We start from the raw sequence: 24,260 nt of genomic DNA on the forward strand, positions 1-24,260 counted from the left end.
ACGCCCGGATGGGGGGTCGGTCGGAACTCAGTGGGTGAGGATCTTCGAGAGGAAGTCCTTCGCGCGGTCGCTCTTCGGCGCGGTGAAGAACTCCTCCGGGTGCGCCTCCTCGACGATCTGGCCGTCGGCCATGAACACGACGCGGTTCGCGGCCTTGCGCGCGAACCCCATCTCGTGCGTGACGACGATCATCGTCATGCCCTCCTTCGCGAGGGCGACCATGACGTCGAGGACCTCGTTGATCATCTCCGGGTCGAGCGCCGACGTGGGCTCGTCGAAGAGCATGACCTTCGGACGCATCGCGAGCGCGCGGGCGATCGCGACGCGCTGCTGCTGCCCGCCCGAGAGCTGGGCCGGCATCTTCTGCGCCTGGTTCTTCACCCCGACGCGGTCGAGCAGGGCGAGGGCACGCTCCTTGGCGTCCTTCGACCGCTCGCCGCGGACCTTGACCGGTCCCAGGGTGACGTTGTCGAGGATCGTCTTGTGCGCGAAGAGGTTGAACGACTGGAACACCATGCCGACGTCGGCACGCAGCCGGGCGAGCGCCTTGCCCTCCTCGGGCAGCGGCACGCCGTCGATCCGGATCTCGCCGTCGTCGATCGTCTCGAGTCGGTTGATCGCCCGGCACAGCGTCGACTTGCCGGACCCGGACGGGCCGATGACCACGAGCACCTCGCCGCGGCGGACCGTGAGGTTGATGTCCTGCAGGACGTGCAGCTCGCCGAAGTGCTTGTTGACGTCGTGCAGCTCGACCAGCGGGTCGCCCAGGGCCTCGTCCGCCGGTCGGGCGGTCACGGCAGCGTCCGACGGCAGGCCGGTCGGCATGTCGGACGGCTCGTCGGACGGCAGGGGGGAGTCATCGACCATTTTTCGAACATAGGGGGCAACTGTTGCCACCGCCACCGAATCGCGCAACAGTCAGGCAACAGTTCCGTAACACCGGTGGCCGCGCCGTACCCTGGACGGTGATGTCCACGATCGCCCCCGCCCCGCTCCCGACCGCCGACACCCCCGACGGCGGCCCCCGCACGTACGTCGTGCGCACGCTCGGCTGCCAGATGAACGTCCACGACTCCGAGCACATGGCCGGGATGCTCGAGCAGGCGGGGTACACGCGCGCCAGCGGGGCGGACGAGGCGGCGAACCGCGCCGACGTCGTGGTCATCAACACGTGCGCGGTGCGTGAGAACGCGGCGACCCGCCTGTACGGCAACCTCGGCCAGCTCGCCTCGGTCAAGGCGCAGCGCCCGGGCATGCAGATCGCCGTCGGCGGCTGCCTCGCGCAGAAGGACCGCGGGACGATCGTCGACAAGGCACCGTGGGTCGACGTCGTGTTCGGCACGCACAACCTCGACGCGCTCCCGGTCCTGCTCGAGCGCGCGCGCCACAACGAGGCGGCACAGGTCGAGATCGCTGAGTCGCTCCAGGTCTTCCCGTCGACGCTGCCCACCAGGCGCGAGTCGGTCTACGCCGGCTGGGTGTCGATCAGCGTCGGCTGCAACAACACGTGCACGTTCTGCATCGTCCCCCACCTGCGCGGCAAGGAACGCGACCGTCGCCCGGGCGAGGTGCTCGCCGAGGTCGGGGCGCTCGTCGACGCGGGCGCGATCGAGGTCACGCTGCTCGGCCAGAACGTCAACAGCTACGGCGTCGAGTTCGGCGACCGCGGCGCGTTCGCCAAGCTCTTGCGCGCCTGCGGGACGGTCGAGGGCCTCGAGCGCGTGCGCTTCACGTCGCCGCACCCCGCCGCCTTCACCGACGACGTGATCGCGGCGATGGCCGAGACCCCGAACGTCATGCCGCAGCTGCACATGCCGCTCCAGTCCGGGTCGGACCGCGTGCTGCGGGCGATGCGTCGCTCCTACCGCTCGGAGCGCTTCCTCGGCATCCTCGACCGCGTGCGCGCCGTCATGCCCGACGCCGCGATCACGACCGACATCATCGTCGGCTTCCCGGGGGAGACCGAGGAGGACTTCGCGGAGACGATGCGCGTCGTGGAGGCGTCGCGGTTCGCGTCGGCCTTCATCTTCCAGTACTCGCCCCGCCCCGGGACGCCCGCCGCCACGATGGACGGCCAGCTGCCGAAGGTCGTCGTCCAGGAGCGCTTCGAGCGCCTCCAGGCGCTCCAGGAGCGGGTCGCCGGCGAGGAGTCGGCACGCCAGGTCGGCCGCACGGTCGACGTGCTCGTCACCGAGGGTCCGGGGCGCAAGGACGGTGCGACGCACCGTCTCACCGGCCGCGCGCCGGACAACCGCCTCGTGCACCTCGCCCTCCCGGCGGACGTCGGGGTGCCCGACGCCGCGGTCTCGCCGCCCGCCGTCGCGCAGCCCGGCGACGCGCCCGAGGTGATCGACCCGCGCCTCGCCGAGGTGCCCGACGCGCACCTGCCGCGGCCGGGCGACGTCGTCACCGTGGAGATCACGCGCTCGGCACCCCACCACCTCATCGCCGACTCGGCGCTCGCGGGGGGCGCGTTCGCCGTCCGGCGCACGCGCTCGGGCGACGCGTGGGCGACGCGGGAGCGCGCGCGCCTCGGCGGCGTCGAGGACGACCACGGGCACGGCGGGGCGGCCGCGCCGTCGGGGCCGGTCTCGCTCGGTCTGCCGACCGTCCGCGCCTGACCGGACGCGGGCTGCGGCGGCCCGACGGGCGAGCGGGTGGGACGACGTCGGATGCGAAGGGCGTAGGGCCGCGCTCGTCACCCCGCGGCCGAACGACCGGGGCGCGGGCGCGGCAGCCCGAGCACCGGCGTCGTCCCAGCCGCGGACCCGGCCACGCCCGACGGCCCCGGCTCAGTCCTCGACGGTCCCCGGGGGCAGCTGCGCCCCGATCGCGTGGAAGAGCTGCACGGCGGTCCCGAGGCCGCACGAGACGGTCTGCGAGAGCTGGGCGTCCGTCGCGCCGTGCTCGAGGTCGACCGAGACCTCCGCGTACACCCCGAGCCGGCCCGCCTCCTCGCGCACGTAGACCTTCGGCCAGATGCGCTCGCGGTTCCAGTCGTTCACCGCCTGGAGCGTGACCAACCGCGCCTCGAGGGGGAGGGTCGTGGACCACCGGCCGCGGACCTGCAGGATCTCGGAGCGGTCGCCGAGCAGGAGGAACCAGAACCGGTGACCGTCCCACGTCCCGGTGATGTCGCCGTCGTCGTCGACCCGGAAGTGGTAACCCCGACGAGTGAGGTGGTCCCCGACGCGCGACATGGACAGCGGCCGCGGGCGCTCCGCCTCGGCCGGGATCGACTCGGCGGACTTCGGGCGGCGGTTGCCGAAGAGGCGGGCGAACCAGCCCGTGCGCGACTGCGTCATGGTGCCTGCCTCGCCGGGTCCGGGTAGAACTCGTCGAGCGCGTCGAAGAACATCGAGCCCGTGCTCAGACCGCACTGCAGCAGCTGGTCGAGCTGGTCGTCCGTGACGCCGTGCTCGAGGTCGACGGTGACCTCGGTGAAGACCTGGATCATGCCGTTGTCGCGCACCCGCGTGTACGTCTTGGGCCAGATGCGGTCGGCGTTCCACTCGTTGCAGAACTCGAGCACCTCCTCGAGGCGCTCGATCGCGAGGTCCCGGTTCCACTGCCCGCGGACCTGGAGGATCTCGTCGTGGTTGCCGAAGAGCAGGAAGTAGAAGAGACGGCCGTGCCACAGGCCGCCGACGTCGCCGTCGGAGTCCACGAAGTAGCTGTACCCGCTGTCGGTGATCCACTCGACCACCCGGGGGAGCGCGAGCGGCGAGGGTGCCCGGTCGTCGGCGGTGACGACCTGGCCGAGCTCCCTGGCCAGGAGGTCCTCGACCTGCGAGCGGAGCGCGTCGTCGTCGAGCCGCCCCGTCCCGGCGTCGTCGGAGATCCCGCCGGGCTCGTCCTCCCGCCGGTCGTCGTCACGCTCGCCGAAGAACCTCACCGTCCCACCGTACTCGGCGACGGCGTGTCCCGTCGCGCTCGTGCCGCACCGCGGGCCGTCCCACCGGTCTCGGTGCGGCCCGCCGGTCGCTACCGTGGGTCGCGTGAGCACCCGCGCCGTCGTCCTGCCCGCCACGCCGCTCCTGGTCCCCGGGGCCGCGGGGCGCGCGGACGTCCTGCGGGAGGTGCGCGCCGCGACGCTCGCCGCGCTGCGCGAGCTGACGGCGGGCGTCGCTCCGGTCGTCGTGGTCGCCGCCGTCCCCACGGGCGGCGTCGTGCGCGGACCCGCGGCCGCGTCGCTCGCCGCCGCGGGCGTGCGGCGCGCGGAGGTCGATCGTCCGTGGGTCGATCCCGCCGGAGAGCCGGCCGGGACTCAGGAACCGCCCCTCCGGCGGGCGGGGGTGGGGGCGTCCGTCGCGCTGCTCGCGCTCGGGGCGTGCGGCCTGCGGGGTGCGGTGGACGTGGTCGAGGTCGGCCCGGACGTCACGCCGGACGGTGCGCGCGACCTCGGGCGCGAGCTCCGTGCCCGGGGTGCGTCGGTCGTCGTCGCGGACGACCCGCGGTCGGCGTCGACCGCCGTCGTGCTCGACGCCTTCGTGGACGGCGCCTGGTCGGTCCGGTCGGCGGAGCTGCGCGACGAGGTCGTCGACCGCGGCTACGCGGTCCGCCGCTACCTCGACACGGCCGAGGACACCGTCCCGGACCACGACCCCGCCGTAAGGCTCGGTGGCACCACCGTCGGTGCGCCGGGGCACCGGTACCGTTCTGCGGGTGAGCCCTGAGCACGTGACGCGCACGTCGTCGAGCCCGGTCGTCGTCGCCGTCGTCGGCCCGACGGCGACCGGCAAGTCGGACCTCGCGCTCGACCTCGCGCAGCGCCTCGGTACGCCGGGCGCACCCGCCGAGATCGTCAACGCGGACGCCTACCAGCTCTACCGCGGCATGGACGTCGGCACCGCCAAGGTCCCCGCGGCCGAGCGCCGTGGCGTGCGCCACCACCTCCTCGACGTGCTCGACCCGAGGGAGGACGCGTCGGTCGCGCGGTACCAGGACGAGGCCCGGGCGGCGCTCGACGAGATCGCCGGGCGTGGCGCACGTGCGGTCGTGGTCGGAGGTTCCGGGCTGTACGTGCGCGCGCTCCTCGACGACATGCGCTTCCCCGGCACCGACCCTGGGGTGCGCGCCGCGCTCGAGGAGCGCGCGGAGCGCGAGGGGACGCGCGTGCTACACGACGAGCTGGCACGGGTCGACCCCGCGGCGGCGGCGAGCATCGGCCCCGCGAACACGCGGCGGATCGTGCGCGCGCTCGAGGTCGTCGAGCTCACGGGCGAGCCGTTCACCGCGAACCTCCCGCGTCAGGAGTACGTGCGCCCGACGCTGCAGATCGGCCTCGACTGCGACCGTGCCGTGCTCGACGCCCGCGTCGAGGGCCGGGTCGAGCGCATGTGGGAGCTCGGCCTCGTCGACGAGGTGCGCCGCGTCGAGGCGGCCGGGATGGGACGCACCGCACGACGCGCGGTCGGGTACGCGGAGGTGCTGGCGCACCTGCACGGGGAGGTGACGGAGGCCGCGGCACGCGAGGCAGTCACCGCCAACACGCGCCGCCTCGCGCGCAAGCAGATGGGCTGGTTCGGGCGCGACCCGCGCGTGCACTGGCTCGACGCGCAGTCGCCCCGCCTGCTCGACGACGCGCTCGCACTCGTCGCCGAGGCGGACGCGGGCCGTGGGCTCCCGGCGGACCGCCGGGGCGCGGACGAAGCGGACACGGGCGAGCCGGTGCGCCGTAGTCTGGGCTCATGACGCGCACCCGGTTCACGAAGGGCCACGGGACCCGCAACGACTTCGTGCTGCTCGCCGACACGAAGGGCGAGCTCGACCTCACGCCCGAGCTCGTCCGCGCGCTCGCGGACCGTCGCAGCGGCATCGGCGGCGACGGCGTGATCCGGCTCGTGCCCACGGCGCTCGTGCCCGAGTCGCGCGACGTGCTCGCGCAGGACCCGCACGCGATCTGGTTCATGGACTACCGCAACGCCGACGGCTCCGTCGCGGAGATGTGCGGGAACGGCGTGCGGGTCTTCGCCGCGTTCGCCGAGAGCCTGGGCCTCGTGAGCTTCGCCGGCGGCACGGAGGTGCCCGTCGGGACCCGGGCGGGCGTCAAGCGCGTGCGCAAGGAGGGCGACTGGTACGCGGTCGACATGGGGCCGTGGTTCCTGCCCGGCGGGCGTGACGCGCTGCGCGCGGGCTTCGACGCGACGGTGGTCGTCCGTGGCTGGGAGGTCCCGCGCCCCGCGCTGAGCGTCGACCTGGGCAACCCGCACACCGTGCTCGCCCTCGCGCGCGAGGACCTGCTCGCGGACGCCGACCTCACGGGCGCCCCCGTCGTCGAGCCCGTGCCGCCGCGCGGCACGAACGTCGAGCTCGTCGTCCCCCTGGGCGAGACGGTCGAGGAGGACGGCACGGTCGTCGGGCACGTGCGCATGCGCGTGCACGAGCGCGGGGTGGGGGAGACGCCGTCGTGCGGGACGGGCGCGTGCGCCGCCGCCCTCGCGGTGCGCGTCTGGGGCGGTCCCGACGCCCCGGACACGTGGTTCGTCGACGTCCCGGGCGGGACCGTGCGCGTCCGGGCGCTCCCGGGCGACCACGTCGAGCTCGCGGGACCGGCCGAGCTCGTCCACTCCGGCGAGGTGGACCTCAACCGGCTCCTCGAGCCCCCCACGTCCGGCATCCTCGGGGCGGTCATCCGGCAGCCCGCCGCCGATCAGGAGACTGCGGACCACGCGCCGCACGACGCCCCGGCGACGGGCGCGGACGACGAGCCAGCCGTCGTCTGAGCGCCCACCTGGCGCGGTCAGCCGGCCGGAGCCGTGACCTCCAGGACGCGGAAGCCCTTGGCGCTCGCGGCGCGCCCGACCGCGGCGCCGGGCAGCACGGGCTCGAGGTGCTCGACGAGCCAGCGCTGCAGCGAGTCCGCCCCGAGGTTGCGCTGCACGACGAGGTGCGCGACGCCGCCGGGCGCGAGCCGCGGCAGCCACCGCAGCAGCATCTCGTGGAGGGCCTCCTTGCCCACGCGGATCGGCGGGTTCGACCACAGCGCGGCGAACGCGACGTCGTCGGGCACGCCGTCCGGCGTGACGGCACGGACGCCGGTGAGGCCGAGTCGCTCCGCGTTGCGCCGGACGAGATCGAGCGCGCGCTCGTTGACGTCCACCGCCCACACCGTCGCGTCCGGCGCGTCGAGGGCCATCGTCAGCGCGACCGGACCCCAGCCGCACCCGAGGTCGAGCACGTGCGCCCCGGAGCCGGCCGACCTCGCGGCGAGGACGTCGCCGAGCGGCGGGACCGTGCGCAGCAGCACCTGCGTGCCGAGGTCGAGGCGGCCCGGGGAGAAGATCCCGGACGCCACCTCCACCTCGACGTCCCTCCCGGCGAGGCGCACGGCGAGGCTGCGCCGCTCGGCCGCGGAGGCAGGGTTCGCGGTGAAGTAGTGGTCCGGCTCGTCGCTCACGAGGCGTGATTTTACGGGGCGACCGTGTGCCCGCCGTGGAATCCGTTGGCACCGGGACGTTTCCGCGTGCCACGCTTGTTGTACCGACGGGCGCACAGCGCGCCCGCGACCCACCCCCGACCGGAAGGCGGCACATGACCCAGACCCCAGCGAACCCCACGTCGGCCCGACCAGAGCCGACCGACGCGACGCGGGATATCGCGAGCGACGTCGTGGCGCGGGTGCTCGCTCGGGCCGGGACGGCGCGCGCCGAGGGTGGCACGGTCCACGCGGAGCACGACGGCGAGCAGCTCGACCTCGCGGAGCGCGCGTCGCTGCGCCGCGTCGCGGGCCTGTCCACCGAGCTCCAGGACGTCACGGAGGTCGAGTACCGGCAGCTGCGGCTCGAGAAGGTCGTGCTCGTCGGGCTGTGGAGCTCGAGCCGTGACGCGCACGAGGACGGCGCCGCGTCGAGCGCGGAGGACGCGGAGATCTCGCTGCGCGAGCTCGCCGCCCTCGCCGAGACCGCCGGGTCCCAGGTGCTCGACGGCGTGATCCAGCGCCGCGCGAAGCCGGACCCCGGCACCTATCTCGGGTCCGGCAAGGCCGCGGAGCTGGCCGACGTCGTCGCCGCGAGCGGCGCCGACACGGTCGTGATCGACGGCGAGCTCGCGCCCTCGCAGCGCCGTGCGCTCGAGGACATCGTCAAGGTCAAGGTCGTCGACCGGACCGCGCTGATCCTCGACATCTTCGCCCAGCACGCCAAGTCCCGGGAGGGCAAGGCCCAGGTCGAGCTCGCCCAGCTCGAGTACCTCCTGCCGCGACTGCGCGGCTGGGGCGAGTCGATGTCGCGTCAGGCCGGTGGCCAGGTCGGCGGCGCCGGCGCGGGCATGGGCTCGCGCGGTCCCGGTGAGACGAAGATCGAGCTGGACCGGCGGCGCATCCGCAACCGCATGGCCAAGCTGCGCCGGGAGATCCAGGCCATGGCCCCGGGCCGCGAGACCAAGCGGTCGTCGCGCAAGCGCCACGAGATCCCCTCGGTCGCCATCGCGGGCTACACGAACGCGGGCAAGTCGAGCCTCCTCAACGCGCTCACGGGCGCGGGGGTGCTCGTCGAGAACGCGCTCTTCGCGACCCTGGACCCGACGGTCCGGCGCACCCGGACCGAGGACGGGCGCGTGTACACGCTCGCCGACACCGTCGGCTTCGTGCGCGCGCTCCCGCACCAGCTCGTCGAGGCGTTCCGGTCGACGCTCGAGGAGGTCGGCCAGTCCGACCTGCTGCTGCACGTCGTCGACGCGTCGCACCCGGACCCCGAGGGCCAGATCGCCGCGGTCCGGCACGTGCTCGCCGACATCCCGGGCGTCGAGGACGTCCTCGAGGTCGTCGTGCTCAACAAGGCCGACGTCGCCGACCCGGAGGTCGTCGACCGCATCCGGCGGCGCGAGCGCCGCACGGTCGTCGTGTCGGCCCACACGGGCGCGGGGATCGACGAGCTGCGTCAGCTCATCGCGGACGAGCTCCCGCGGCCCGACGTGACGATCGACGTCGTCGTGCCCTACAACCGCGGCGACCTCGTGCACCGCGTGCACACCGAGGGCGAGATCGACCACGAGGAGCACACGCCCGAGGGCACGCTCCTGCGCGGGCGCGTCGCGGAGGCGCTCGCGGCCGAGCTCGCCGGGGCGGTCGCGAGCGCCTGAGCGACGCCTCGCGCCGCACCGCCGACGGCGTCGCACGGCACCCTTCGTGCCGTCGCGGCGCCGTCGTGCGTCGTCCACAGCCCGTGGGTCCGAGCCCGGGTCGTCGGCGCCCGACCGTAGACTCGACGGGTGCCTCCCGTCTCGCCCGCCACGAACCGTCCGACCGAGGACACCGCGGCGCCGGACGGCCCGCCGTCCCGTGACGCCGCGGCGCTCGCCGGGGTCCCGGACGTCGACACGCTGCTCGATCTCGCCGTCGGCCGGCTCGGCGGCGCACGCCGCGACGGGCAGCACGCGATGGCGACCGCCGTCGCCGGGTCCATCGGGAGCGGCGAGCACCTCGTCGTCCAGGCGGGGACCGGTACGGGAAAGTCGCTCGGCTACCTCGTCCCGGCGGTGCGGCACGCGGTCGCGGCCGACGAGCGCGTCGTCGTCTCGACCGCCACCCTCGCGCTGCAGCGCCAGGTCATCACCCGTGACCTGCCGCTCGTCGCGGAGGCGATCGGCGCAGAGCTTCCGCGCCCTGCCTCGATCGCCCTCCTCAAGGGGTGGCACAACTACGTGTGCGTCCACAAGGTCGCGGGCGGCTACCCGACGGACGAGCCGACGCTCTTCGACCTGCCCGGCGAGACGGCCGGCGCGACCGACCACCCGCCCGCGCGGGCCGACGGTCGCGCGGCACCGTCGCTCGGGGAGCAGGTCGTGCGGGTCCGCGAGTGGGCCCAGGAGACGGAGAGCGGCGACCGGGACGACCTCGTCCCCGGCGTGAGCGACAAGGCGTGGCGCCAGGTCTCCGTGACCGCGCTCGAGTGCCTCGGGCAGCGCTGCCCGCTCCTCGCCGAGTGCTTTCCCGACAAGGCACGGGCGGCCGCGCGCGAGGCCGACGTCGTCGTCACCAACCACGCGATGCTCGGCATCGCGGCGATGGGCTCGCCGGGCGTCCTCCCGGAGCACGACGTCCTCGTGGTCGACGAGGCGCACGAGCTCGCGGACCGCGTGACGGCGGCGGCGACCGTCGACCTCTCGGTCCCCGCCATCGAGGGAGCCGCACGCCTCGCCCGGCGGCACGGGGGCGCTGCGACCGAGGCGCTCGACGCCGCCTCGGCGGCGTTCGGCACCGTGGTCGGGGCGCTGCCCGCCGAGCGCTTCCCCGACGGGCTGCCCGACGGCGCGCGCGACGCCGTCGCGGCGGTGCGCGACGCGGCGCGCGAGGTGCTCTCGCGCCTCAAGCCCGAGACCGGCGTCCAGAAGCCCGCGACGCCGGACACCGGCCTGAAGATGGCGCAGTCGGCGATGCTCCAGCTCTTCGAGGTCGCCGAGCGGATGGCCGGGGACCCGACCGGCCACGACGTGCTGTGGTGCTCACGACCCGGCGAGGGCGGCTGGACCGCCGACCGGTTCGGCGAGGGAGCGAGCAGGCTCCACGCGGCGCCCCTGGGCGTCGCCGGCCTCATCCGTACGCACCTCCTCACCGAGCGGACCGGGGTCTTCACGTCCGCGACGCTCGCGCTCGGCGGGACGTTCGACGCCGTCGCGCGCACGTTCGGGCTGGGCGGCGGGTCGGACGGCGAGGAGGCGCCCTCCTGGCGAGGACTCGACGTCGGCAGCCCGTTCGACTACCCGCGTCAGGGGATCCTGTACGTCGCCAAGCACCTGCCGACGCCCGGTCGCGACGCCGCGACGGAGCACCAGCTCGACGAGATCGCGACGCTCGTCGAGGCCGCGGGCGGCCGGACGCTCGGCCTGTTCTCGTCGCGGCGGGCGGCCGTCGCCGCTGCCGAGGCGATGCGTGAGCGGCTCGACGTCCCCGTCCTGTGCCAGGGCGACGACCAGCTCCCCACGCTCGTGCGCGAGTTCGCCGACGACCCGGCGACGTGCCTGTTCGGCACCCTCTCCTTGTGGCAGGGCGTAGACGTCCCGGGCCCCTCGTGCCAGCTCGTCCTCATCGACCGCATCCCGTTCCCGCGTCCCGACGACCCCGTGCGCTCCGCCCGCGCCCGTGCCGTCGAGGCGGCGGGCGGCAACGGCTTCATGCAGGTGTCCGCGACGCACGCCGCGCTCCTGCTGGCCCAGGGTGCGGGGCGCCTCGTCCGCTCGACGACCGACCGCGGTGTGGTCGCGGTCCTCGACCCCCGGCTCGTCACCGCACGCTACGGGACGTTCCTCACCCGGTCGATGCCGGGATTCTGGCAGACGACCGACCGCGAGGTCGCTGCCGCTGCGCTGAGGCGCCTCGCCGCCCTAGGCTGAGCGCATCCCACGAGACGGAGGCGCGATGACCGACGCAGGCACCACCTTGCCCACCCCCGCGCAGGCGCCCGCCGGGAGCCCGGTCCCGGGCTCCGCGGCACGGACCACCAAGCTGGCGATCGTCGGGGCGGGTGCCGTCGGGTCGACGCTCGCGTACGCGGCCCTCATGCGGGGGGCGGCCAGGACGGTCGCCATGCTGGACGTCAACCGGGCCAAGGTCGAGGCGGAGGTCCTCGACCTGCAGCACGGCATCCAGTTCATGCCGATGGCGAAGGTCGAGGGGTCCGACGACGTCGCGGTGTGCGCCGGTGCGGACGTCGTGGTCGTGACCGCGGGGGCGAAGCAGAAGCAGGGCCAGACGCGGTTGGACCTCGCCGAAGGCACGATCGGCCTCATGCGCAGCATCCTCCCGGGGCTGGTCGAGGTCGCGCCGGACGCCGTCTACGTCATGGTGACGAACCCGGTCGACATCGTCACCTACGCGGCGCTGAAGTTCTCCGGCCTGCCGCCCGAGCGCCTGTTCGGCAGCGGCACGGTGCTCGACTCGTCGCGCCTGCGCTTCCTCGTCGCACAGCACTGCGGCGTCGCGGTGCAGAACGTCCACGCCTACATCGCGGGCGAGCACGGCGACAGCGAGATCCCTCTGTGGAGCTCGGCGACGATCGGCGGCGTCCCGCTGCTCGACTGGCCCGGGATCGCGGGCCACCCTCCGCTGTCCGAGGACGCCCGCGAGGAGATCGCGCACGAGGTGGTCCACTCCGCCTACCGGATCATCGAGGGCAAGGGGGCGACGAACTACGCCGTCGGCCTCGCAGGCACCCGCATCATCGAGGCGGTCCTCGGCGACGAGCACCGGCTCCTGCCCGTCTCGACGCTCCTGGACGGTGACTACGGGATCGACGACGTGTGCCTGTCGCTGCCGACGCTGATCGACCGCCGGGGCGCGAGCGAGCGTGTCGAGGTGCCGCTCTCCGACGCGGAGCTGACAGGTCTCCGGAGCTCGGCAGAGTCCTTGCGCGCGGTCGCGCGGCGGTTCGGCCTGTAGGAGCGGAGCACGACGGCGGGCCGGTGATCCCCCGAGGAGGGATCACCGGCCCGTCGTCAGGTCGGTCGAGCGGCCCGGGGGCGCGTAGAGGTCGGGAACCGTGCCGAGTCAGAGACTGCGCAGGACGGACACGACGCGCCCGAGCACCTGCGCGTCGTCACCGGCGATCGGCTCGTACGCGGAGTTGTGCGGCACGAGCCAGACGTGGCCGTCGCCCCGCTTGAAGGTCTTCACGGTCGCCTCGCCGTCGATCATCGCGGCGACGATCTCGCCGTTCTCCGCGACGTTCTGCCGGCGCACCACGACCCAGTCGCCGTCGCAGATGGCGGCGTCGATCATCGAGTCGCCCTGCACCCGTAGGAGGAAGAGCTCGCCGTCGCCGACGAGCTGACGCGGCAGCGGGAAGACGTCCTCGACGACCTGCTCGGCGAGGATCGGTCCGCCCGCGGCGATCCGGCCCACCACGGGGACGTACGACGGCGCGGGGTGCGCCTCGTCGTGCACCTGGTCGTCGGCGACGCGGACGAGGGGAACGGCACGACGGCCGTCGTCGGGCTGCACGACCTCGATGGCGCGCGGACGGTTCGGGTCCCGGCGCAGGTACCCCTTGCGCTCGAGCGTGGTGAGCTGGTGCTTGACCGAGGACGGGCTCGTCAGGCCGACGGCCTCGCCGATCTCGCGCATGCTCGGGGGATATCCGCGCTGCTCGACGCACGAGCGGATCGTGTCGAGGACCAGGCGCTGTCGTGGCGTCAGGCCGTCGCTGCCCGCCGTGCCGTCGGGGAGCTCGCGCACCTCGGCGAGCCCCGCGCTCGTGTTCCTGCCTCGTCCCGCCATCGTGGTCTCCGCCCTCGTCGCCTCGCGGTCGACGCCCGCCCGGAGGTCACCTGCCCCGTCCGGCGCGCCGTCCTCCTCGTCGGTGGTGCCCCGCCGCGCTCGCCGGGGTACCGGTCGACCCGATCCGGTGCGTCGTCCCTGGCGGGAGGCGTTCCGGGCCGGACCTGTCGATGGACATGTCCGGCGAACCGACCTGGTCCCAGGCTAGGGGAGAGAGCGACACGAATCAAACATCTGTTCGAGCATGTCTCGACTCGGCGCGCCGGACGTGGTAGACCTTCGTACAGGTGTTCTACGCACAGGTGTTCGATCCGGATCCCGGGTCGACGACACAACCCCGCCGGGCCGGAGCGACCGGGGAAGGCGCTCCGGCGCCGGCGGGGGACGGAGGTAGTGATGGCGAGCATGACGGCGACGTGGGGCGAGCAGGGTCTCGCGCGATCGGGTGGTGGCGGCGTACCAGAGGCGCCGCTGCGGCTCACGCGGCGAGGACGGGTCGTCCTGGTGGTCCTCCTGGCGCTCCTGGTCGTGCTCGGCGCGCGCGTGGGCAGCGCCGTCGCAGGGTCGGCAGGAGAGCCCGAGGAGGTCCGGGTCCACGTGGTCGCGGCGGGGGAGACGCTCTGGGACCACGCGTCGGCGCTGGCCACGCCCGGCGAGGACGTGCGCGACGTCGTGGCACGGATCGTCGAGCTCAACGGGCTGTCGTCGTCGGGTCTCCGTGCCGGGCAGCGGCTGCTGCTCCCGGTCGACGCGTGAGGCGCCGACCCGGCGCTGTGACCTACGACACGCGCCCCCGCTCGTCCAGTGCGCCGCCCTGGGTTGCACTCCACGCTTAGGCGGGCCTAAGTTAGTGTCACCTCACTGGCCTGGCTGGGGGGCCGGGCAGGAGGCGGGGTCGGCGGTCATCCGCGACCCCTGAGCACGTCGGAGCGCGCGAGGCGAGTCGCGCGCGAGATGGGGACGGGGGCGTCCCGACGGGGGCGACCGGAGACGGTCGCCCCCGTTCTGCATCTCCGGGGTCCGCCGCGGCGCACATCTGCTCCGTCCACTGCTCCGTCCTCGGGACGTCGGCGTGTTGCACCCTCGCAGGGCGGCGTCATACGTTCGTCGCGCCGCCCTCGCCCTGCGAGGTGCCGGGGAGCCCAGCCGAGGAGAGCCGTCATGCACTGCCCGTTCTGCCGCCACGCGGACTCTCGTGTCGTCGACTCACGGACGTCCGACGACGGCGCGTCGATCCGTCGCCGGCGTCAGTGCCCGCAGTGCCAACGACGCTTCACGACGATCGAGACGGCCAGCCTGTCCGTCGTCAAGCGGTCCGGGGTCACCGAACCCTTCTCGCGCGAGAAGATCGTCAACGGCGTCCGCAAGGCCTGCCAGGGTCGGCCCGTCAACGAGGACGACCTCGCGCTCCTCGCCCAACGGGTCGAGGAGACGATCCGGGCGAGCGGGAGCGCCGAGCTCGACGCGTACGAGATCGGTCTCGCGATCCTCGGCCCCTTGCGCGAGCTCGACGAGGTGGCCTACCTGCGGTTCGCGAGCGTGTACCAGGCGTTCGACTCCCTGGAGGACTTCGAGAGCGCGATCACGTCGCTCCGGGTCGAACGGGAGGAGCGGACCGCCGCCCGGCTGGCCGCAGGCGACGACGGGCGCGCGGTGCACGGACCCGGCGGGCCCGACGCTGCCGGCAGCGACGCCGGGGCGGCCGGCAGCGCTGACGTCGCGGGGTCGTCGACGTCCTGACCCGGTGCCGGCGAGGACGCTGCGAGTCAGAGGTCGCTCGAGCGTGAGGCCCAGAGGTTGATCCCGGTGTCGGTCGGGATCGACTCGACCGCGCGCAGCTCCTCGTCGGTGAGGGCCGGTGCCTCGAGGGCGGCGAGGTTGTCGTCGAGCTGACGTGCGGAGCTGGCGCCGAGGAGCACCGAGGTGACTCGTCCGTCGCGCAGTGCCCACGCGATCGCCGTGGCGGCCAACGTCCGGCCGTTCGCGCGAGCGAGGGCGTGGAGCCGGCGTACGTGCTCGAGGTTCGCCTCCGAGAGGAACTCCTCGCGCAGCGGTCCGCCACGAGCCGCTCGCGAGCCGCGCGGCGTCCCGCGGAGGTAGCGGTCCGTGAGCATCCCCTGGGCGAGCGGGGAGAAGGCGACGACACCCAGCCCGGCGTCCGCCGCGACGTCGAGCACGCTGCTGCCCGACTCGTCCGGGACCTCGATCCACCGGTTGAGCATCGAGTACGAGACCTGGGTGACCACGAGCTCGACCCCGAGCTCGGCGGCGACGTGCAGCGCCTCGCGCGTGCGCCGAGCGGAGTACGACGAGATCCCGACGTACCGCGCGCGCCCCGAGCGCACCGCGGTCGCGAGCGCGCCGACGGTCTCGTGGAGCGGGGTGGTCGGGTCGAAGCGGTGGCTGTAGAAGACGTCGACATGGTCGAGGCCGAGCCGGCGCAGCGACGCGTCGAGCGACGACAGCAGGTACTTGCGCGAGCCGCCCTCGCCGTACGGCCCGGGACCCATGCGGTACCCCGCCTTCGTCGTGACGACGAGCTCGTCGCGGACGGGGCGTAGCTCGCGCGCCAGGAGGCGGCCGAGCGAGGACTCCGCCGCGCCGCCCGGGGGACCGTAGTTGTTCGCGAGGTCCAGGTGCGTCACGCCACGGTCGACGGCGTGCAGGACGATCTCCCGCTGCGTCGCGAACGCGTCGGCCTCGCCGAAGTTCTGCCACAGCCCGAGCGAGACCGCGGGGAGCGTCAGCCCGGTCCGGCCGAGCCGTCGGTGCGGGAGGTCGCGGGAGCCGGTGACGGGGGCGTCGTCGGGAGCGGTGTCAGGCACGTCCACGACGCTACCCGAGGCCGGCGGCCGGAAAGGACTGGCGCCAGGGCCGGGCGTGGGGGAGGCTGGCGGAGTGCCCGGACCGTCGGGCTCCCGAACCACCTGACGTCGGCTGGTTCTCGATCCCAGCCGACCCACCTGACCCCGAGGACGAGGAGAACGCGATGGCGTCCGACCAGCAGCGCCCAGCAGCCGAGACGGCACCCAGCGACGAGGCCAAGGCGAAGTTCCGCGAGGCGCTCGACCGCAAGAACGCCGCCCGGCACCGTTCGGCGGACGGGGACACGAACACCGGTTCCGTGCACGGGTCCGAGACCGTCGGGCCGGTGCAGCGCACGTTCCGCCGCAAGTCCGGCTGACCGCTCGAGCCGCCCTGACGGGACCTGCGTCGCCACGCGCGGCCGGGTCCCGTCGTCGTCCCCGGACCGTCGCGGTCGTCAGGGCAGCGTCGTCAGGGCAGCGCCGAGGGGCAGCGTCCCCCCGGGCGGGTCGCGTCAGGGGCGCGTGCCGGGTGACCGGTCGGTGTCCGACGCAGGTGCGGCGGCACGGTGGAACCGACGCCCGCTGACGGCGTGCGGATCGATCCTCACCCACTCCTCGGTCGGGACGTCGACGAGGGGCACGAGCGGCTCGGCCGCAGACTCCGCGGCGGAGACCTGCTCCGCCGTGTCGAGGCGGCGCGCCGTCCCGTGCACGACGACGCTCCACGCGGAGTCCCCGTCGACCCCGTCCCACTCGAGCGCGACGCGGTCGTTCGTGACGAGCGTCGCCAGCTTGGTCCCCGGGATGGTGCGGAAGGTCAGCGTGCCGTCGTGGGCCCGCACGCTCACGGGGTAGATGTCGGGCTCGCCCCGGACGCTCACGGCGAGCCGCGAGACCCGCGTGCCCGCGATCAACGCCCAGCAGGTCGTGGCGTCGAGCACCTCGGGGGCGTCGTTCGTGTATCCGGTCATGCTCCATCGTCGCACCGCGGCGCCACCGGCGCGCAGACGACGAAGGTCCCCGGTGACGGGGACCTTCGCACCCGGCGGTCGAGCGCCCGGTCAGTCCAGGACGCGCAGGGCGATCGTCTGCTCCATGTCGGCGAGCGCGCTCACGACGGCCGGCTCGACGCGCGAGCCGACGTCGGTGACGACGTACCCGAGCTCGCCCCGCGTCGCGAGGAGCTGGCCCTCGATGTTGGTGCCGTGCTCGGCGAGCGTGGCGTTGACCGCCGCGAGCACGCCCGGCGTGTTGCGGTGCAGGTGCGTGATGCGCGTGATCCCCGTGGTCTGCTCGAGCGCGAGGTTGGGCACGTTGACGCTGAGGGTCGTCGAGCCGGTCGTCAGGTAGTCCCGCAGCTTCGACGACACGAACTGCCCGATCGCCTCCTGCGCCTCCTCGGTCGATCCGCCGATGTGCGGGGTGAGGATGACGTTCGGCAGGCCGCGCAACTCCGAGTGGAACGAGTCGCCCTTGCGCTTCGGCTCCTCGGGGAACACGTCGACGGCGGCTCCCGCGACGTGACCCGACAGGATCGCCTCGCGGAGCGCGTCGTAGTCGACGACGAACCCGCGCGACAGGTTGAGGAAGATCGCGCCCGGGCGCATGCGCGCGATCTGCTTGGCCCCGAACATCCCGGCGTTGCCCGCGCGGCCGTCGACGTGCAGCGTCACGACGTCGGCGGTCTCGAGGAGCTCGTCGAGCGTGTCCATGCGGCGGGCGTTGCCCAGCGCGAGCTTCTCCGCCGTGTCGTAGAACACGACGGACATGCCCAGGTTCTCCGCGACGACCGAGAGCTGCGTGCCGATGTTGCCGTAGCCCACGATGCCGAGCGTGCGTCCCCGGACCTCGTGAGCGCCCTCGGCCGACTTGTCCCACACGCCGTCGTGCAGCGCGCGGTCGCGCTCGGTGAGGCGGCGCGTGAGCGCGATGATCTCGGCGAGGGCGAGCTCGACCACGGAGCGCGTGTTCTGGAACGGGGCGTTGAAGGCGGCCACGCCCTGGGTCGCGGCCGACCGCAGGTCGATCTGGTTGGTCCCGATGCAGAACGCCCCGAGCGCGACGAGGTCGGGCGCGTTCTCGAGCACGGTCGCGGTGACGTTCGTCTTGGACCGGATGCCGAGCAGGTGGACGCCCTGGAGGGCGTCGATCAGCTCGGACTCGTCGAGCGCTCCGGTGCGGACGGTGACGTCGATGCCCGCGGCCTCGAGGTTCGAGGCGGCGAGCGGGTGCAGGTTTTCGAGGAGGAGGGCGCGTAGCACACCCCCATGGTGCGCCTGGTCCGCGGTGCGGACCAAACGGGTCTTGGCCCTCGGGACGACGTGAACGCCGCCCGACTACCGGGAGCCGAGCCCTGCCGGCAGGGGACGGGCGTGCACGACCGCGAGACGCTGGGTGGGCCTCGTCATCGCGACGTAGAGGTCGGACGCCCCCGACGCGCCCGCGGCCACGTCGGCGGGCTCGACGAGGACGACCGCGTCGAACTCGAGCCCCTTCACCTGCACGGGGTCGAGGACGACGACGGGCGCGTCGGGGTCCGCGCGCCGGCCCGGGGCGTCGAGGCCCAGCGCAGCCCGCACCGCCGGGAGGGCCGGTGTCGTCGCCACGACGGCGACGCGCCCCGCCTCGCCGCCGACGAACGCCGCGCGGGCCGACGCGACCTCGCGGCGCACCGCGTCCAGGACGACGTCGCCCGGGACCGGGGCGCCCGGCCCGCCGGAGCCCTCCACGCCGTCGTCGACCGCGACGAACCGCAGCGAGTCGGCAACCTCGCGCGCCGACGTGAGCGGCGAGACGGGCAGGCCCGCGGCGACGGCGGCCTCCCGCGCGGCGTCGGCGACCGCGGCCGGGGTGCGGTAGTTGACGGTGAGCTCGGCGAGGCGCCAGCCGTCGCGCAGCACGGGGTCGAGCGCGCCCGACCACGAGCGGGCGCCCGCGAGCGACGACGTCTGCGCGACGTCGCCGACGATCGTGAACGACCGCGTCGGGCACCGGCGGACCAGCATCCGCCACGCCATCGCGGACAGCTCCTGCGCCTCGTCCACGACGACGTGCCCGTAGGTCCAGGTCCGGTCCTGCGCCGCGCGCTCGGCCGTGGTGAGCCGCGGGCCGCTCGCCGCGAACCGCTCCGCGAGCACGTCGGCGTCGACGATCCCGCCGCCCGCCCCGGACGACTCGAGCACCTGGCGCGCGTACTCGAGGTCGCGAGCGCGCTGCGCGGTCTGCGCCGCCGCCTCGGCGCGCGAGGCCTGGTCGTCCTCGCCGAGCAGGTCGGCCGCCTCGTCGAGCAGCGGGACGTCCGCCGCCGTCCACGGCGAGCCCTTGGGGCGCTCGAGCAGACGACGCTCGGCCGGCGAGAGCTCGGGAGCAGCCTCTTCGAGCCGGTGCGGCTTGGTGTACAGGTCCTCGACGAGCCGCTCGGGGGTGATGGGCAGCCAGGCGAGGTTGAGCGCGACCCGGACGTCGTGGTGGGACCGCAGGTCCTCGAGCGCGATCGTGCGGTCCTCCCCGACGAGCGGCTCGCCGAGCTGCGCGGCGTACTGGTCGACGAGCCGCCCGAGCATGTCGCGCACGAACGTGACACGCGCGAGGTTGTGCGGCTTGTGCGTGCGTCGCGCCTTGGCGATCGCGTCGCGCACGTCGCGGCGGCGGACGACGAGGTCGTGCCCGTCGAGCCGGAACGGGACGTCCTGCGCGGGGACGCGCTCGCGTGCGCGCACGGCGCGGCGCACCGCCGTCGCCATGACCGCCCGGCCCTTGACCTGCGCGACGCGCGGGTCCTCCTCGCCGTCCGCGACGAGCCCGGGCAGGAGGTCGGACACCGTCGTGCTGACGACGCCCGTCTCGCCGAGGGACGGCAGGACCTGGTCGATGTACCGCAGGAACGACAGGCTGGGGCCGACGAGCAGCACGCCCGAGCGCTCGAGCACGCGCCGGTGCGCGTACAGGAGGTAGGCGGCGCGGTGCAGCGCGACCGCGGTCTTGCCCGTCCCCGGCCCGCCCTGGACGACGAGCGCGCCGCCCAGCGGGGAGCGGATGATCGCGTCCTGCTCGGCCTGGATCGTCGCGACGATGTCGCCCATCCGGCCGGTGCGGCCCGCGGCCATCGCGGCGAGCAGGGCGCCCTCGCCGGAGAGCGTCGAGCCCGCGACGTCCGCCGGCGCGTCGAGGTCGAGCAGCTCGTCCTCGATCCCGGTCACCTCGCGCCGGTGCGTCACGAGGTGGCGCCGGCGCACGACGCCGTCGGGCTGCGCGGCGGTCGCGCGGTAGAAGGCCTGCGCGGCCGGCGCCCGCCAGTCCGTCAGGAGGCTCGTGTGCTCGGCGTCGGTGAGCCCGATGCGGCCCACGTAGCGGCGTGTCGAGTCCTCCAGGTCGAGCCGGCCGAAGGCCAGGCGGTCCTCCACGGCGTCGAGCTGCGCCACGCGGTCCTCGTAGAGCGTCGCGAACGCGTCGCGCTCGCTGCGGTTCTGGGGCGACCCGGACGGCCCCGACCGGCGGACCGCGTCGAGGCGCGCGCGGGACGCGGCGCGCAGCTCGTCCAGACGTGCGTAGAGGATGTCCACGACCTCCTGCTCGAGCCGGAGCTCGTCCGAACGTCCCACGTCTTCCTCTCGTCCGTCCTGCGCCGTCCTGCGCCGGCCGCTGCCGTCTGGTGCCGGCTGGCGCCGGCCCGGCGACCGACCGCGTGCCACCTGCCGCGACGCGGCCGTCCATTATGGCGCACCCCGTGCACCTCTCCGGCACGTTCGGGGCGTCGTGCCGGGGTCGGACGGGCGGGGCCGCTAGGATCGGTGGCCATGGCGACTGGTCGGGAGCGGACGTCGTGACCGGCGAGGCCCGGCACGACCCGGTCGCGGGGACCTCCGGAGCCGGCAGCACCGGCAGGGCTGCCGGTGAGCCGGCCAGGTCCGTGCTCGCCCCGTCCGACGTGCTGCGGATCCTTCTCGTGGAGGACGACGACGGCGACGCGCTCCTCGTCGAGGAGCTGCTCTCCGACGCGAGCCTCAAGGTCGAGCTGCACCGCGCCACGACGCTCGACCTCGCCCTCGAGATGCTCCCCACCCGTCCCGTGGACTGCGTCCTCCTCGACCTCGGCCTCCCGGACTCCGTCGGCCTCGGCGGCGTCGAGCGGCTGCGCGCGGGCACGAGCCCGCCCGCCCTCGTCGTGCTCACCGGGCACTCGGGGATCGACCTGGGCGTCCAGGCCGTCGCGGCGGGCGCCGACGACTACCTCGTCAAGGGCGAGGTGGACGGCGACCTGCTCGGCCGCTCGGTGCGCTACGCCGTGCAGCGGCGCAAGTCGGAGGAGCAGCAGCGGGCGCTGTACCGCAGCGAGGTCCGGGCGGCCGAGACGGCCCGGCTCGAGCGGGCACTCCTGCCCACCCCGCTCGTCCAGGACGAGCGGCTCGCGGTCATGGTCGGCTACGTGCCCGGCGGGAACGGGCTCCTCGGCGGCGACTTCTACGACGCGGTCGAGCGGCCCGACGGCTCCGTGCTGTGCGTCATCGGCGACGTCGCCGGGCACGGACCCGACGAGGCCGCGCTCGGCGCGACGCTGCGCACCGCGTGGCGCACGATCGTCCTGTCGGACACGGACCCTGCGGCGATCCTGCCGCTCCTGGAGCGCGTCCTCGTCCCGGAGCGCGCACGCCCGGAGGTGTTCGTCACGCTCTGCCAGGTCGTCGTCGACCCCGGCCGGCGGTACGCCGACATCCACCTCGCCGGGCACCTCGCGCCGCTCCTGCTGCAGGAGCGCGCGACCGAGGTCCCGACGACGGCCCGCGGGCGCGCGCTCGGGATCCCGGTCGCCGGCGGGTGGTCGGCCCAGCGTGTGGAGCTCGGCGGCCGCTGGGCGCTCATGCTCTACACGGACGGGCTCGTCGAGGCGACCGTGCAGGACCCCGCCGTGAGCGCGCGCGGGGCGCGTCCGGAGCGCATCGGCGTCGACGGCCTGCGGCGCGCGGTCGACGCGGCCCTCGAGCAGGGGACCGAGGGCATCGTGGAGCGCGTGTTCCGCCGTGTCCGCGACCTGCACGGCGGGCCGCTCGCCGACGACGCGGCCCTGCTCGTCATCGGGTGGGCGGGCGACGACGCACCCGTCCCCGCCGAGCGCACCGCGACGCTCGCCGACTCCGACGAGTGGGCACGGTGAGCGCGGCGCGTCGAGCCCCCACGCTCCGCCGGCGGCTCGGGTGGTCGCTCGTCGTCGCCGGGGTGATCCTGCTGGGAGTCGTGACGACGTCGGCCCTCGCGCTCTCGCGCGTGCTCACGCTCCAGGACGAGATCACCGGGCCGTACTTCGACGCCGTCACCCAGGCCGACTCCTCGTTCGTCGCGCTGCTCGACACGGAGTCGGCGGTGCGCTCCTACGCGGCGACGGGCGACGACACCGCGCTCGAGGCGTACGGGCGTGCCGTGGGGGGTGACGCGACCGTCTCGATCGCCGACCCGGCGGACCTCGCGCGGCTCGGTTCCGGCGACGGCCTGACCGTCGCGCACGACGAGGCGCTGCGCGCGGTCGAGGCGTGGTTCACCGAGTACGCCGAGCCCGCGATCGAGTCCACGGGCCGAGCGGGCGCGGGCACCGTCACGCGGGTGGAGCGCGCCGAGGGGGCCGCGCTCTTCGCCGAGGCGCGCGCCGCCACGGGGCGCTACGTCGCGGACCTCCGCGCGGAGCGGGCGGAGGCCGTCGAGGCCCTGGACCGCTGGAGCCGCGTCCTGTTCGGCAGCGTCCTCGTGCTGGTCGGCGCGGCGCTCGCGGTGGGGATCATCCTGTGGGTGTGCCTCAAGAGGTGGGTGACCGAGCCCGTCGCGCAGCTCGCGCACCGCGTCCGGCTCGTGAGCTCGGGCCAGCTCGACGAGCCCGTCGTCACGTCGGGTCCCGCGGAGATCGCCGACCTCGCGCAGGACGTCGAGCACATGCGCGTCGAGCTCGTCGCCCAGGTCGCGGAGATCAAGGCGTCCCACGCGGACTCGGCGCGCGCGCACGAGCGGCTCGAGGAGCAGGCGCGTGAGCTCGAGCGCTCGAACCGCGACCTCGAGCAGTTCGCGTACGTCGCCTCGCACGACCTCCAGGAGCCGCTGCGCAAGGTGGCGAGCTTCACCCAGCTGCTCAAGAAGCGGTACGGCGGCGAGCTCGACGACCGGGCCGACCAGTACATCGACTTCGCCGTCGACGGCGCCAAGCGCATGCAGCGCCTCATCCAGGACCTGCTCGGGTTCTCGCGCGTCGGCCGGACGGGGACGGAACGCGTCGACGTCGACCTCGAGGCGTCCCTCGGGCTGGTGCTCGACGACCTGTCGGAGGCGATCACCGCGAGCGGCGCCACCGTCACGCACGACCCGCTGCCCGTCGTCGTCGGGGAGCGCGCCCTGCTGCAGCAGCTCCTCGCGAACCTCGTCGGGAACGCGCTGAAGTTCCGGTCGCCGGACCGCCCCCCGGTCGTCCACGTGGGCGTCCTCGCACGCGACACCCACTGGGAGATCTCGGTCGCCGACAACGGCATCGGGATCGACCCCCAGTACGCGGAGCGGGTGTTCGTGATCTTCCAACGGCTGCACGCGAAGGACGTCTACGAGGGCACCGGCATCGGGCTGGCGCTGTGCAAGCGCATCGTCGAGTACCACGGCGGCCGCATCTGGATCGAGCCGCGCGACGGTGGCACGACGGTCCGCTTCACGCTCGCCCACGCCTACGTGCACGCGCAGGTCGGCTACGCTCGCACGGACGACGCCGGCCCGGGGACGGGCCGCGACCACGAGGAGACCACCGCATGAGCCACGGCACGAAGCCCATCGACGTCCTGCTCGTCGAGGACGACCCGGGCGACGTGCTCATGACGCGCGAGGCGTTCGAGGACCACAAGGTCACGAACAGGCTGTCGGTCGTCTCCGACGGCGTGAGCGCGCTGGCGTTCCTGCGCAAGGAGGGCGAGCACGCCGACGCCCCGACGCCGGACCTCATCCTGCTCGACCTCAACCTGCCGCGGATGGACGGTCGCGAGGTCCTCGCGGAGCTCAAGGCCGACGCCGTCCTGCGGAAGATCCCGGTCGTGGTGCTCACGACGTCGGAGGCCGAGGAGGACGTGGTGCGCAGCTACTCCCTCCACGCGAACGCGTACGTGACGAAGCCCGTCGACTTCGACCGCTTCATCGACGTGGTGCGACAGATCGACGACTTCTTCGTCTCGGTGGTGCGGCTGCCCGGTCGCTGACCGCGCGCCTCGCCCTGCGCCGTCGGG

At 74.3% G+C, this 24,260-nt stretch carries 22 protein-coding genes; 13 read left to right on the forward strand and 9 right to left on the reverse strand.

Annotation, left to right across the window (positions count from 1 at the left end; all coding sequences use genetic code 11):
* Positions 1-27: 27 nt before the first annotated feature.
* Positions 28-825, reverse strand: coding sequence for an amino acid ABC transporter ATP-binding protein (locus NFS20_RS05250; protein WP_463106359.1), 798 nt, complete (start codon positions 823-825; stop codon positions 28-30).
* A gap of 143 nt (positions 826-968) precedes the next feature.
* On the opposite strand from NFS20_RS05250, the gene miaB reads away from it, so the two are divergent.
* Positions 969-2,621: a tRNA (N6-isopentenyl adenosine(37)-C2)-methylthiotransferase MiaB gene (gene miaB / locus NFS20_RS05255; protein ID WP_251150710.1), complete on the forward strand. Its 1,653-nt coding sequence runs from the start codon at positions 969-971 to the stop codon at positions 2,619-2,621.
* Positions 2,622-2,792: 171 nt separating this feature from the next.
* Here miaB and NFS20_RS05260 read toward each other — a convergent pair whose 3' ends face one another.
* Both NFS20_RS05260 and NFS20_RS05265 read right to left on the reverse strand, forming a co-directional pair.
* Complete coding sequence (locus NFS20_RS05260; RefSeq protein ID WP_251150711.1) at positions 2,793-3,305, reverse strand: type III secretion system chaperone family protein; 513 nt, start codon at positions 3,303-3,305, stop codon at positions 2,793-2,795.
* The gene (locus NFS20_RS05265; protein ID WP_251150712.1) at positions 3,302-3,895 is read right to left on the reverse strand and encodes a type III secretion system chaperone family protein; all 594 of its coding nucleotides are present in this window, start codon (positions 3,893-3,895) and stop codon (positions 3,302-3,304) included. The genes NFS20_RS05260 and NFS20_RS05265 overlap by 4 nt, the downstream gene beginning before the upstream one ends.
* Before the next feature lie 103 nt (positions 3,896-3,998).
* On the opposite strand from NFS20_RS05265, the gene NFS20_RS05270 reads away from it, so the two are divergent.
* The 3 genes from NFS20_RS05270 to dapF are packed head-to-tail and all read left to right on the forward strand — an operon-like array spanning position 3,999 to position 6,725.
* Complete coding sequence (locus NFS20_RS05270) at positions 3,999-4,676, forward strand: hypothetical protein (RefSeq protein ID WP_251150713.1); 678 nt, start codon at positions 3,999-4,001, stop codon at positions 4,674-4,676.
* Entirely contained in the window at positions 4,666-5,694 is a 1,029-nt protein-coding gene (gene miaA, locus NFS20_RS05275; RefSeq protein WP_251150714.1) for a tRNA (adenosine(37)-N6)-dimethylallyltransferase MiaA, read from the forward strand. Before NFS20_RS05270 ends, miaA begins: the two co-directional genes overlap by 11 nt.
* The gene (gene dapF, locus NFS20_RS05280) at positions 5,691-6,725 is read left to right on the forward strand and encodes a diaminopimelate epimerase (protein ID WP_251150715.1); all 1,035 of its coding nucleotides are present in this window, start codon (positions 5,691-5,693) and stop codon (positions 6,723-6,725) included. Before miaA ends, dapF begins: the two co-directional genes overlap by 4 nt.
* A gap of 17 nt (positions 6,726-6,742) precedes the next feature.
* On the opposite strand, the gene NFS20_RS05285 is transcribed toward dapF, so the two are convergent.
* Complete coding sequence (locus NFS20_RS05285) at positions 6,743-7,399, reverse strand: class I SAM-dependent methyltransferase (RefSeq protein WP_251150716.1); 657 nt, start codon at positions 7,397-7,399, stop codon at positions 6,743-6,745.
* A 134-nt stretch (positions 7,400-7,533) separates the two neighbouring features.
* Here NFS20_RS05285 and hflX point away from each other — a divergent pair, with 134 nt between their 5' ends.
* From hflX to NFS20_RS05300, 3 genes are all read left to right on the forward strand, one after another.
* Positions 7,534-9,081 carry a GTPase HflX gene (gene hflX, locus NFS20_RS05290; RefSeq protein ID WP_251150717.1) on the forward strand — a complete coding sequence of 516 codons (1,548 nt, stop codon included), beginning with the start codon at positions 7,534-7,536 and terminating at the stop codon, positions 9,079-9,081.
* Positions 9,082-9,210: 129 nt separating this feature from the next.
* The gene (locus tag NFS20_RS05295; RefSeq protein ID WP_502800781.1) at positions 9,211-11,331 is read left to right on the forward strand and encodes an ATP-dependent DNA helicase; all 2,121 of its coding nucleotides are present in this window, start codon (positions 9,211-9,213) and stop codon (positions 11,329-11,331) included.
* Between the two features lie 25 nt (positions 11,332-11,356).
* Entirely contained in the window at positions 11,357-12,376 is a 1,020-nt protein-coding gene (locus NFS20_RS05300) for an L-lactate dehydrogenase (RefSeq protein WP_251150718.1), read from the forward strand.
* 108 nt (positions 12,377-12,484) lie between these two features.
* Here NFS20_RS05300 and lexA read toward each other — a convergent pair whose 3' ends face one another.
* Positions 12,485-13,213: a transcriptional repressor LexA gene (gene lexA, locus NFS20_RS05305; protein ID WP_251150719.1), complete on the reverse strand. Its 729-nt coding sequence runs from the start codon at positions 13,211-13,213 to the stop codon at positions 12,485-12,487.
* A gap of 396 nt (positions 13,214-13,609) precedes the next feature.
* Between lexA and NFS20_RS05310 the strand changes: the two genes are divergently transcribed.
* Both NFS20_RS05310 and nrdR read left to right on the forward strand, forming a co-directional pair.
* Positions 13,610-13,969 carry a LysM peptidoglycan-binding domain-containing protein gene (locus NFS20_RS05310; RefSeq protein WP_251150720.1) on the forward strand — a complete coding sequence of 120 codons (360 nt, stop codon included), beginning with the start codon at positions 13,610-13,612 and terminating at the stop codon, positions 13,967-13,969.
* A 405-nt stretch (positions 13,970-14,374) separates the two neighbouring features.
* A complete protein-coding gene (gene nrdR / locus NFS20_RS05315; RefSeq protein WP_251150721.1) occupies positions 14,375-14,953 on the forward strand; it encodes a transcriptional regulator NrdR in 579 nt (192 codons plus the stop codon).
* A gap of 26 nt (positions 14,954-14,979) precedes the next feature.
* On the opposite strand, the gene NFS20_RS05320 is transcribed toward nrdR, so the two are convergent.
* On the reverse strand, positions 14,980-16,038 hold the full coding sequence (locus tag NFS20_RS05320; protein WP_251150722.1) for an aldo/keto reductase: 1,059 nt from the start codon (positions 16,036-16,038) through the stop codon (positions 14,980-14,982).
* 164 nt (positions 16,039-16,202) lie between these two features.
* Between NFS20_RS05320 and NFS20_RS05325 the strand changes: the two genes are divergently transcribed.
* Positions 16,203-16,397 (forward strand): DUF5302 domain-containing protein, encoded by a 195-nt coding sequence (locus tag NFS20_RS05325; RefSeq protein WP_251150723.1) that lies wholly within the window; start codon positions 16,203-16,205, stop codon positions 16,395-16,397.
* Between the two features lie 135 nt (positions 16,398-16,532).
* Here NFS20_RS05325 and NFS20_RS05330 read toward each other — a convergent pair whose 3' ends face one another.
* The 3 genes from NFS20_RS05330 to NFS20_RS05340 all read right to left on the reverse strand — a co-directional run bounded on the left by NFS20_RS05330 (position 16,533) and on the right by NFS20_RS05340 (position 20,621).
* Positions 16,533-16,991 (reverse strand): pyridoxamine 5'-phosphate oxidase family protein, encoded by a 459-nt coding sequence (locus NFS20_RS05330; RefSeq protein ID WP_251150724.1) that lies wholly within the window; start codon positions 16,989-16,991, stop codon positions 16,533-16,535.
* Positions 16,992-17,081: 90 nt separating this feature from the next.
* A complete protein-coding gene (gene serA, locus NFS20_RS05335; RefSeq protein ID WP_251150725.1) occupies positions 17,082-18,281 on the reverse strand; it encodes a phosphoglycerate dehydrogenase in 1,200 nt (399 codons plus the stop codon).
* Positions 18,282-18,356: 75 nt separating this feature from the next.
* Positions 18,357-20,621 carry a HelD family protein gene (locus NFS20_RS05340; protein ID WP_251150726.1) on the reverse strand — a complete coding sequence of 755 codons (2,265 nt, stop codon included), beginning with the start codon at positions 20,619-20,621 and terminating at the stop codon, positions 18,357-18,359.
* A gap of 221 nt (positions 20,622-20,842) precedes the next feature.
* Between NFS20_RS05340 and NFS20_RS05345 the strand changes: the two genes are divergently transcribed.
* Genes NFS20_RS05345 through NFS20_RS05355 form a run of 3 tightly spaced genes read left to right on the forward strand, consistent with a single transcriptional unit; the run spans position 20,843 to position 24,233 of the window.
* On the forward strand, positions 20,843-22,171 hold the full coding sequence (locus tag NFS20_RS05345; RefSeq protein ID WP_353050419.1) for a PP2C family protein-serine/threonine phosphatase: 1,329 nt from the start codon (positions 20,843-20,845) through the stop codon (positions 22,169-22,171).
* Positions 22,168-23,796 carry an ATP-binding protein gene (locus tag NFS20_RS05350; RefSeq protein WP_251150727.1) on the forward strand — a complete coding sequence of 543 codons (1,629 nt, stop codon included), beginning with the start codon at positions 22,168-22,170 and terminating at the stop codon, positions 23,794-23,796. The genes NFS20_RS05345 and NFS20_RS05350 overlap by 4 nt, the downstream gene beginning before the upstream one ends.
* Positions 23,793-24,233 carry a response regulator gene (locus tag NFS20_RS05355; protein WP_251150728.1) on the forward strand — a complete coding sequence of 147 codons (441 nt, stop codon included), beginning with the start codon at positions 23,793-23,795 and terminating at the stop codon, positions 24,231-24,233. Before NFS20_RS05350 ends, NFS20_RS05355 begins: the two co-directional genes overlap by 4 nt.
* The last annotated feature ends 27 nt before the right edge of the window (positions 24,234-24,260 follow it).

The sequence above is a fragment of the Cellulosimicrobium sp. Marseille-Q4280 genome (assembly GCF_943181405.1).
GTDB lineage: Bacteria > Actinomycetota > Actinomycetes > Actinomycetales > Cellulomonadaceae > Cellulosimicrobium.

Excerpts from the sequence above, each read along its gene's own strand:
- NFS20_RS05250 (WP_463106359.1), bottom strand. The coding sequence starts at position 825 with ATGCCGACCGGCCTGCCGTCGGACGCTGCCGTGACCGCCCGACCGGCG.
- miaB (WP_251150710.1), top strand. The coding sequence starts at position 969 with ATGTCCACGATCGCCCCCGCCCCGCTCCCGACCGCCGACACCCCCGAC.
- NFS20_RS05260 (WP_251150711.1), bottom strand. The coding sequence starts at position 3,305 with ATGACGCAGTCGCGCACGGGCTGGTTCGCCCGCCTCTTCGGCAACCGC.
- dapF (WP_251150715.1), top strand. The coding sequence starts at position 5,691 with ATGACGCGCACCCGGTTCACGAAGGGCCACGGGACCCGCAACGACTTC.
- hflX (WP_251150717.1), top strand. The coding sequence starts at position 7,534 with ATGACCCAGACCCCAGCGAACCCCACGTCGGCCCGACCAGAGCCGACC.
- NFS20_RS05300 (WP_251150718.1), top strand. The coding sequence starts at position 11,357 with ATGACCGACGCAGGCACCACCTTGCCCACCCCCGCGCAGGCGCCCGCC.
- lexA (WP_251150719.1), bottom strand. The coding sequence starts at position 13,213 with ATGGCGGGACGAGGCAGGAACACGAGCGCGGGGCTCGCCGAGGTGCGC.
- NFS20_RS05310 (WP_251150720.1), top strand. The coding sequence starts at position 13,610 with ATGGCGAGCATGACGGCGACGTGGGGCGAGCAGGGTCTCGCGCGATCG.
- nrdR (WP_251150721.1), top strand. The coding sequence starts at position 14,375 with ATGCACTGCCCGTTCTGCCGCCACGCGGACTCTCGTGTCGTCGACTCA.
- NFS20_RS05325 (WP_251150723.1), top strand. The coding sequence starts at position 16,203 with ATGGCGTCCGACCAGCAGCGCCCAGCAGCCGAGACGGCACCCAGCGAC.
- NFS20_RS05330 (WP_251150724.1), bottom strand. The coding sequence starts at position 16,991 with ATGACCGGATACACGAACGACGCCCCCGAGGTGCTCGACGCCACGACC.
- NFS20_RS05355 (WP_251150728.1), top strand. The coding sequence starts at position 23,793 with ATGAGCCACGGCACGAAGCCCATCGACGTCCTGCTCGTCGAGGACGAC.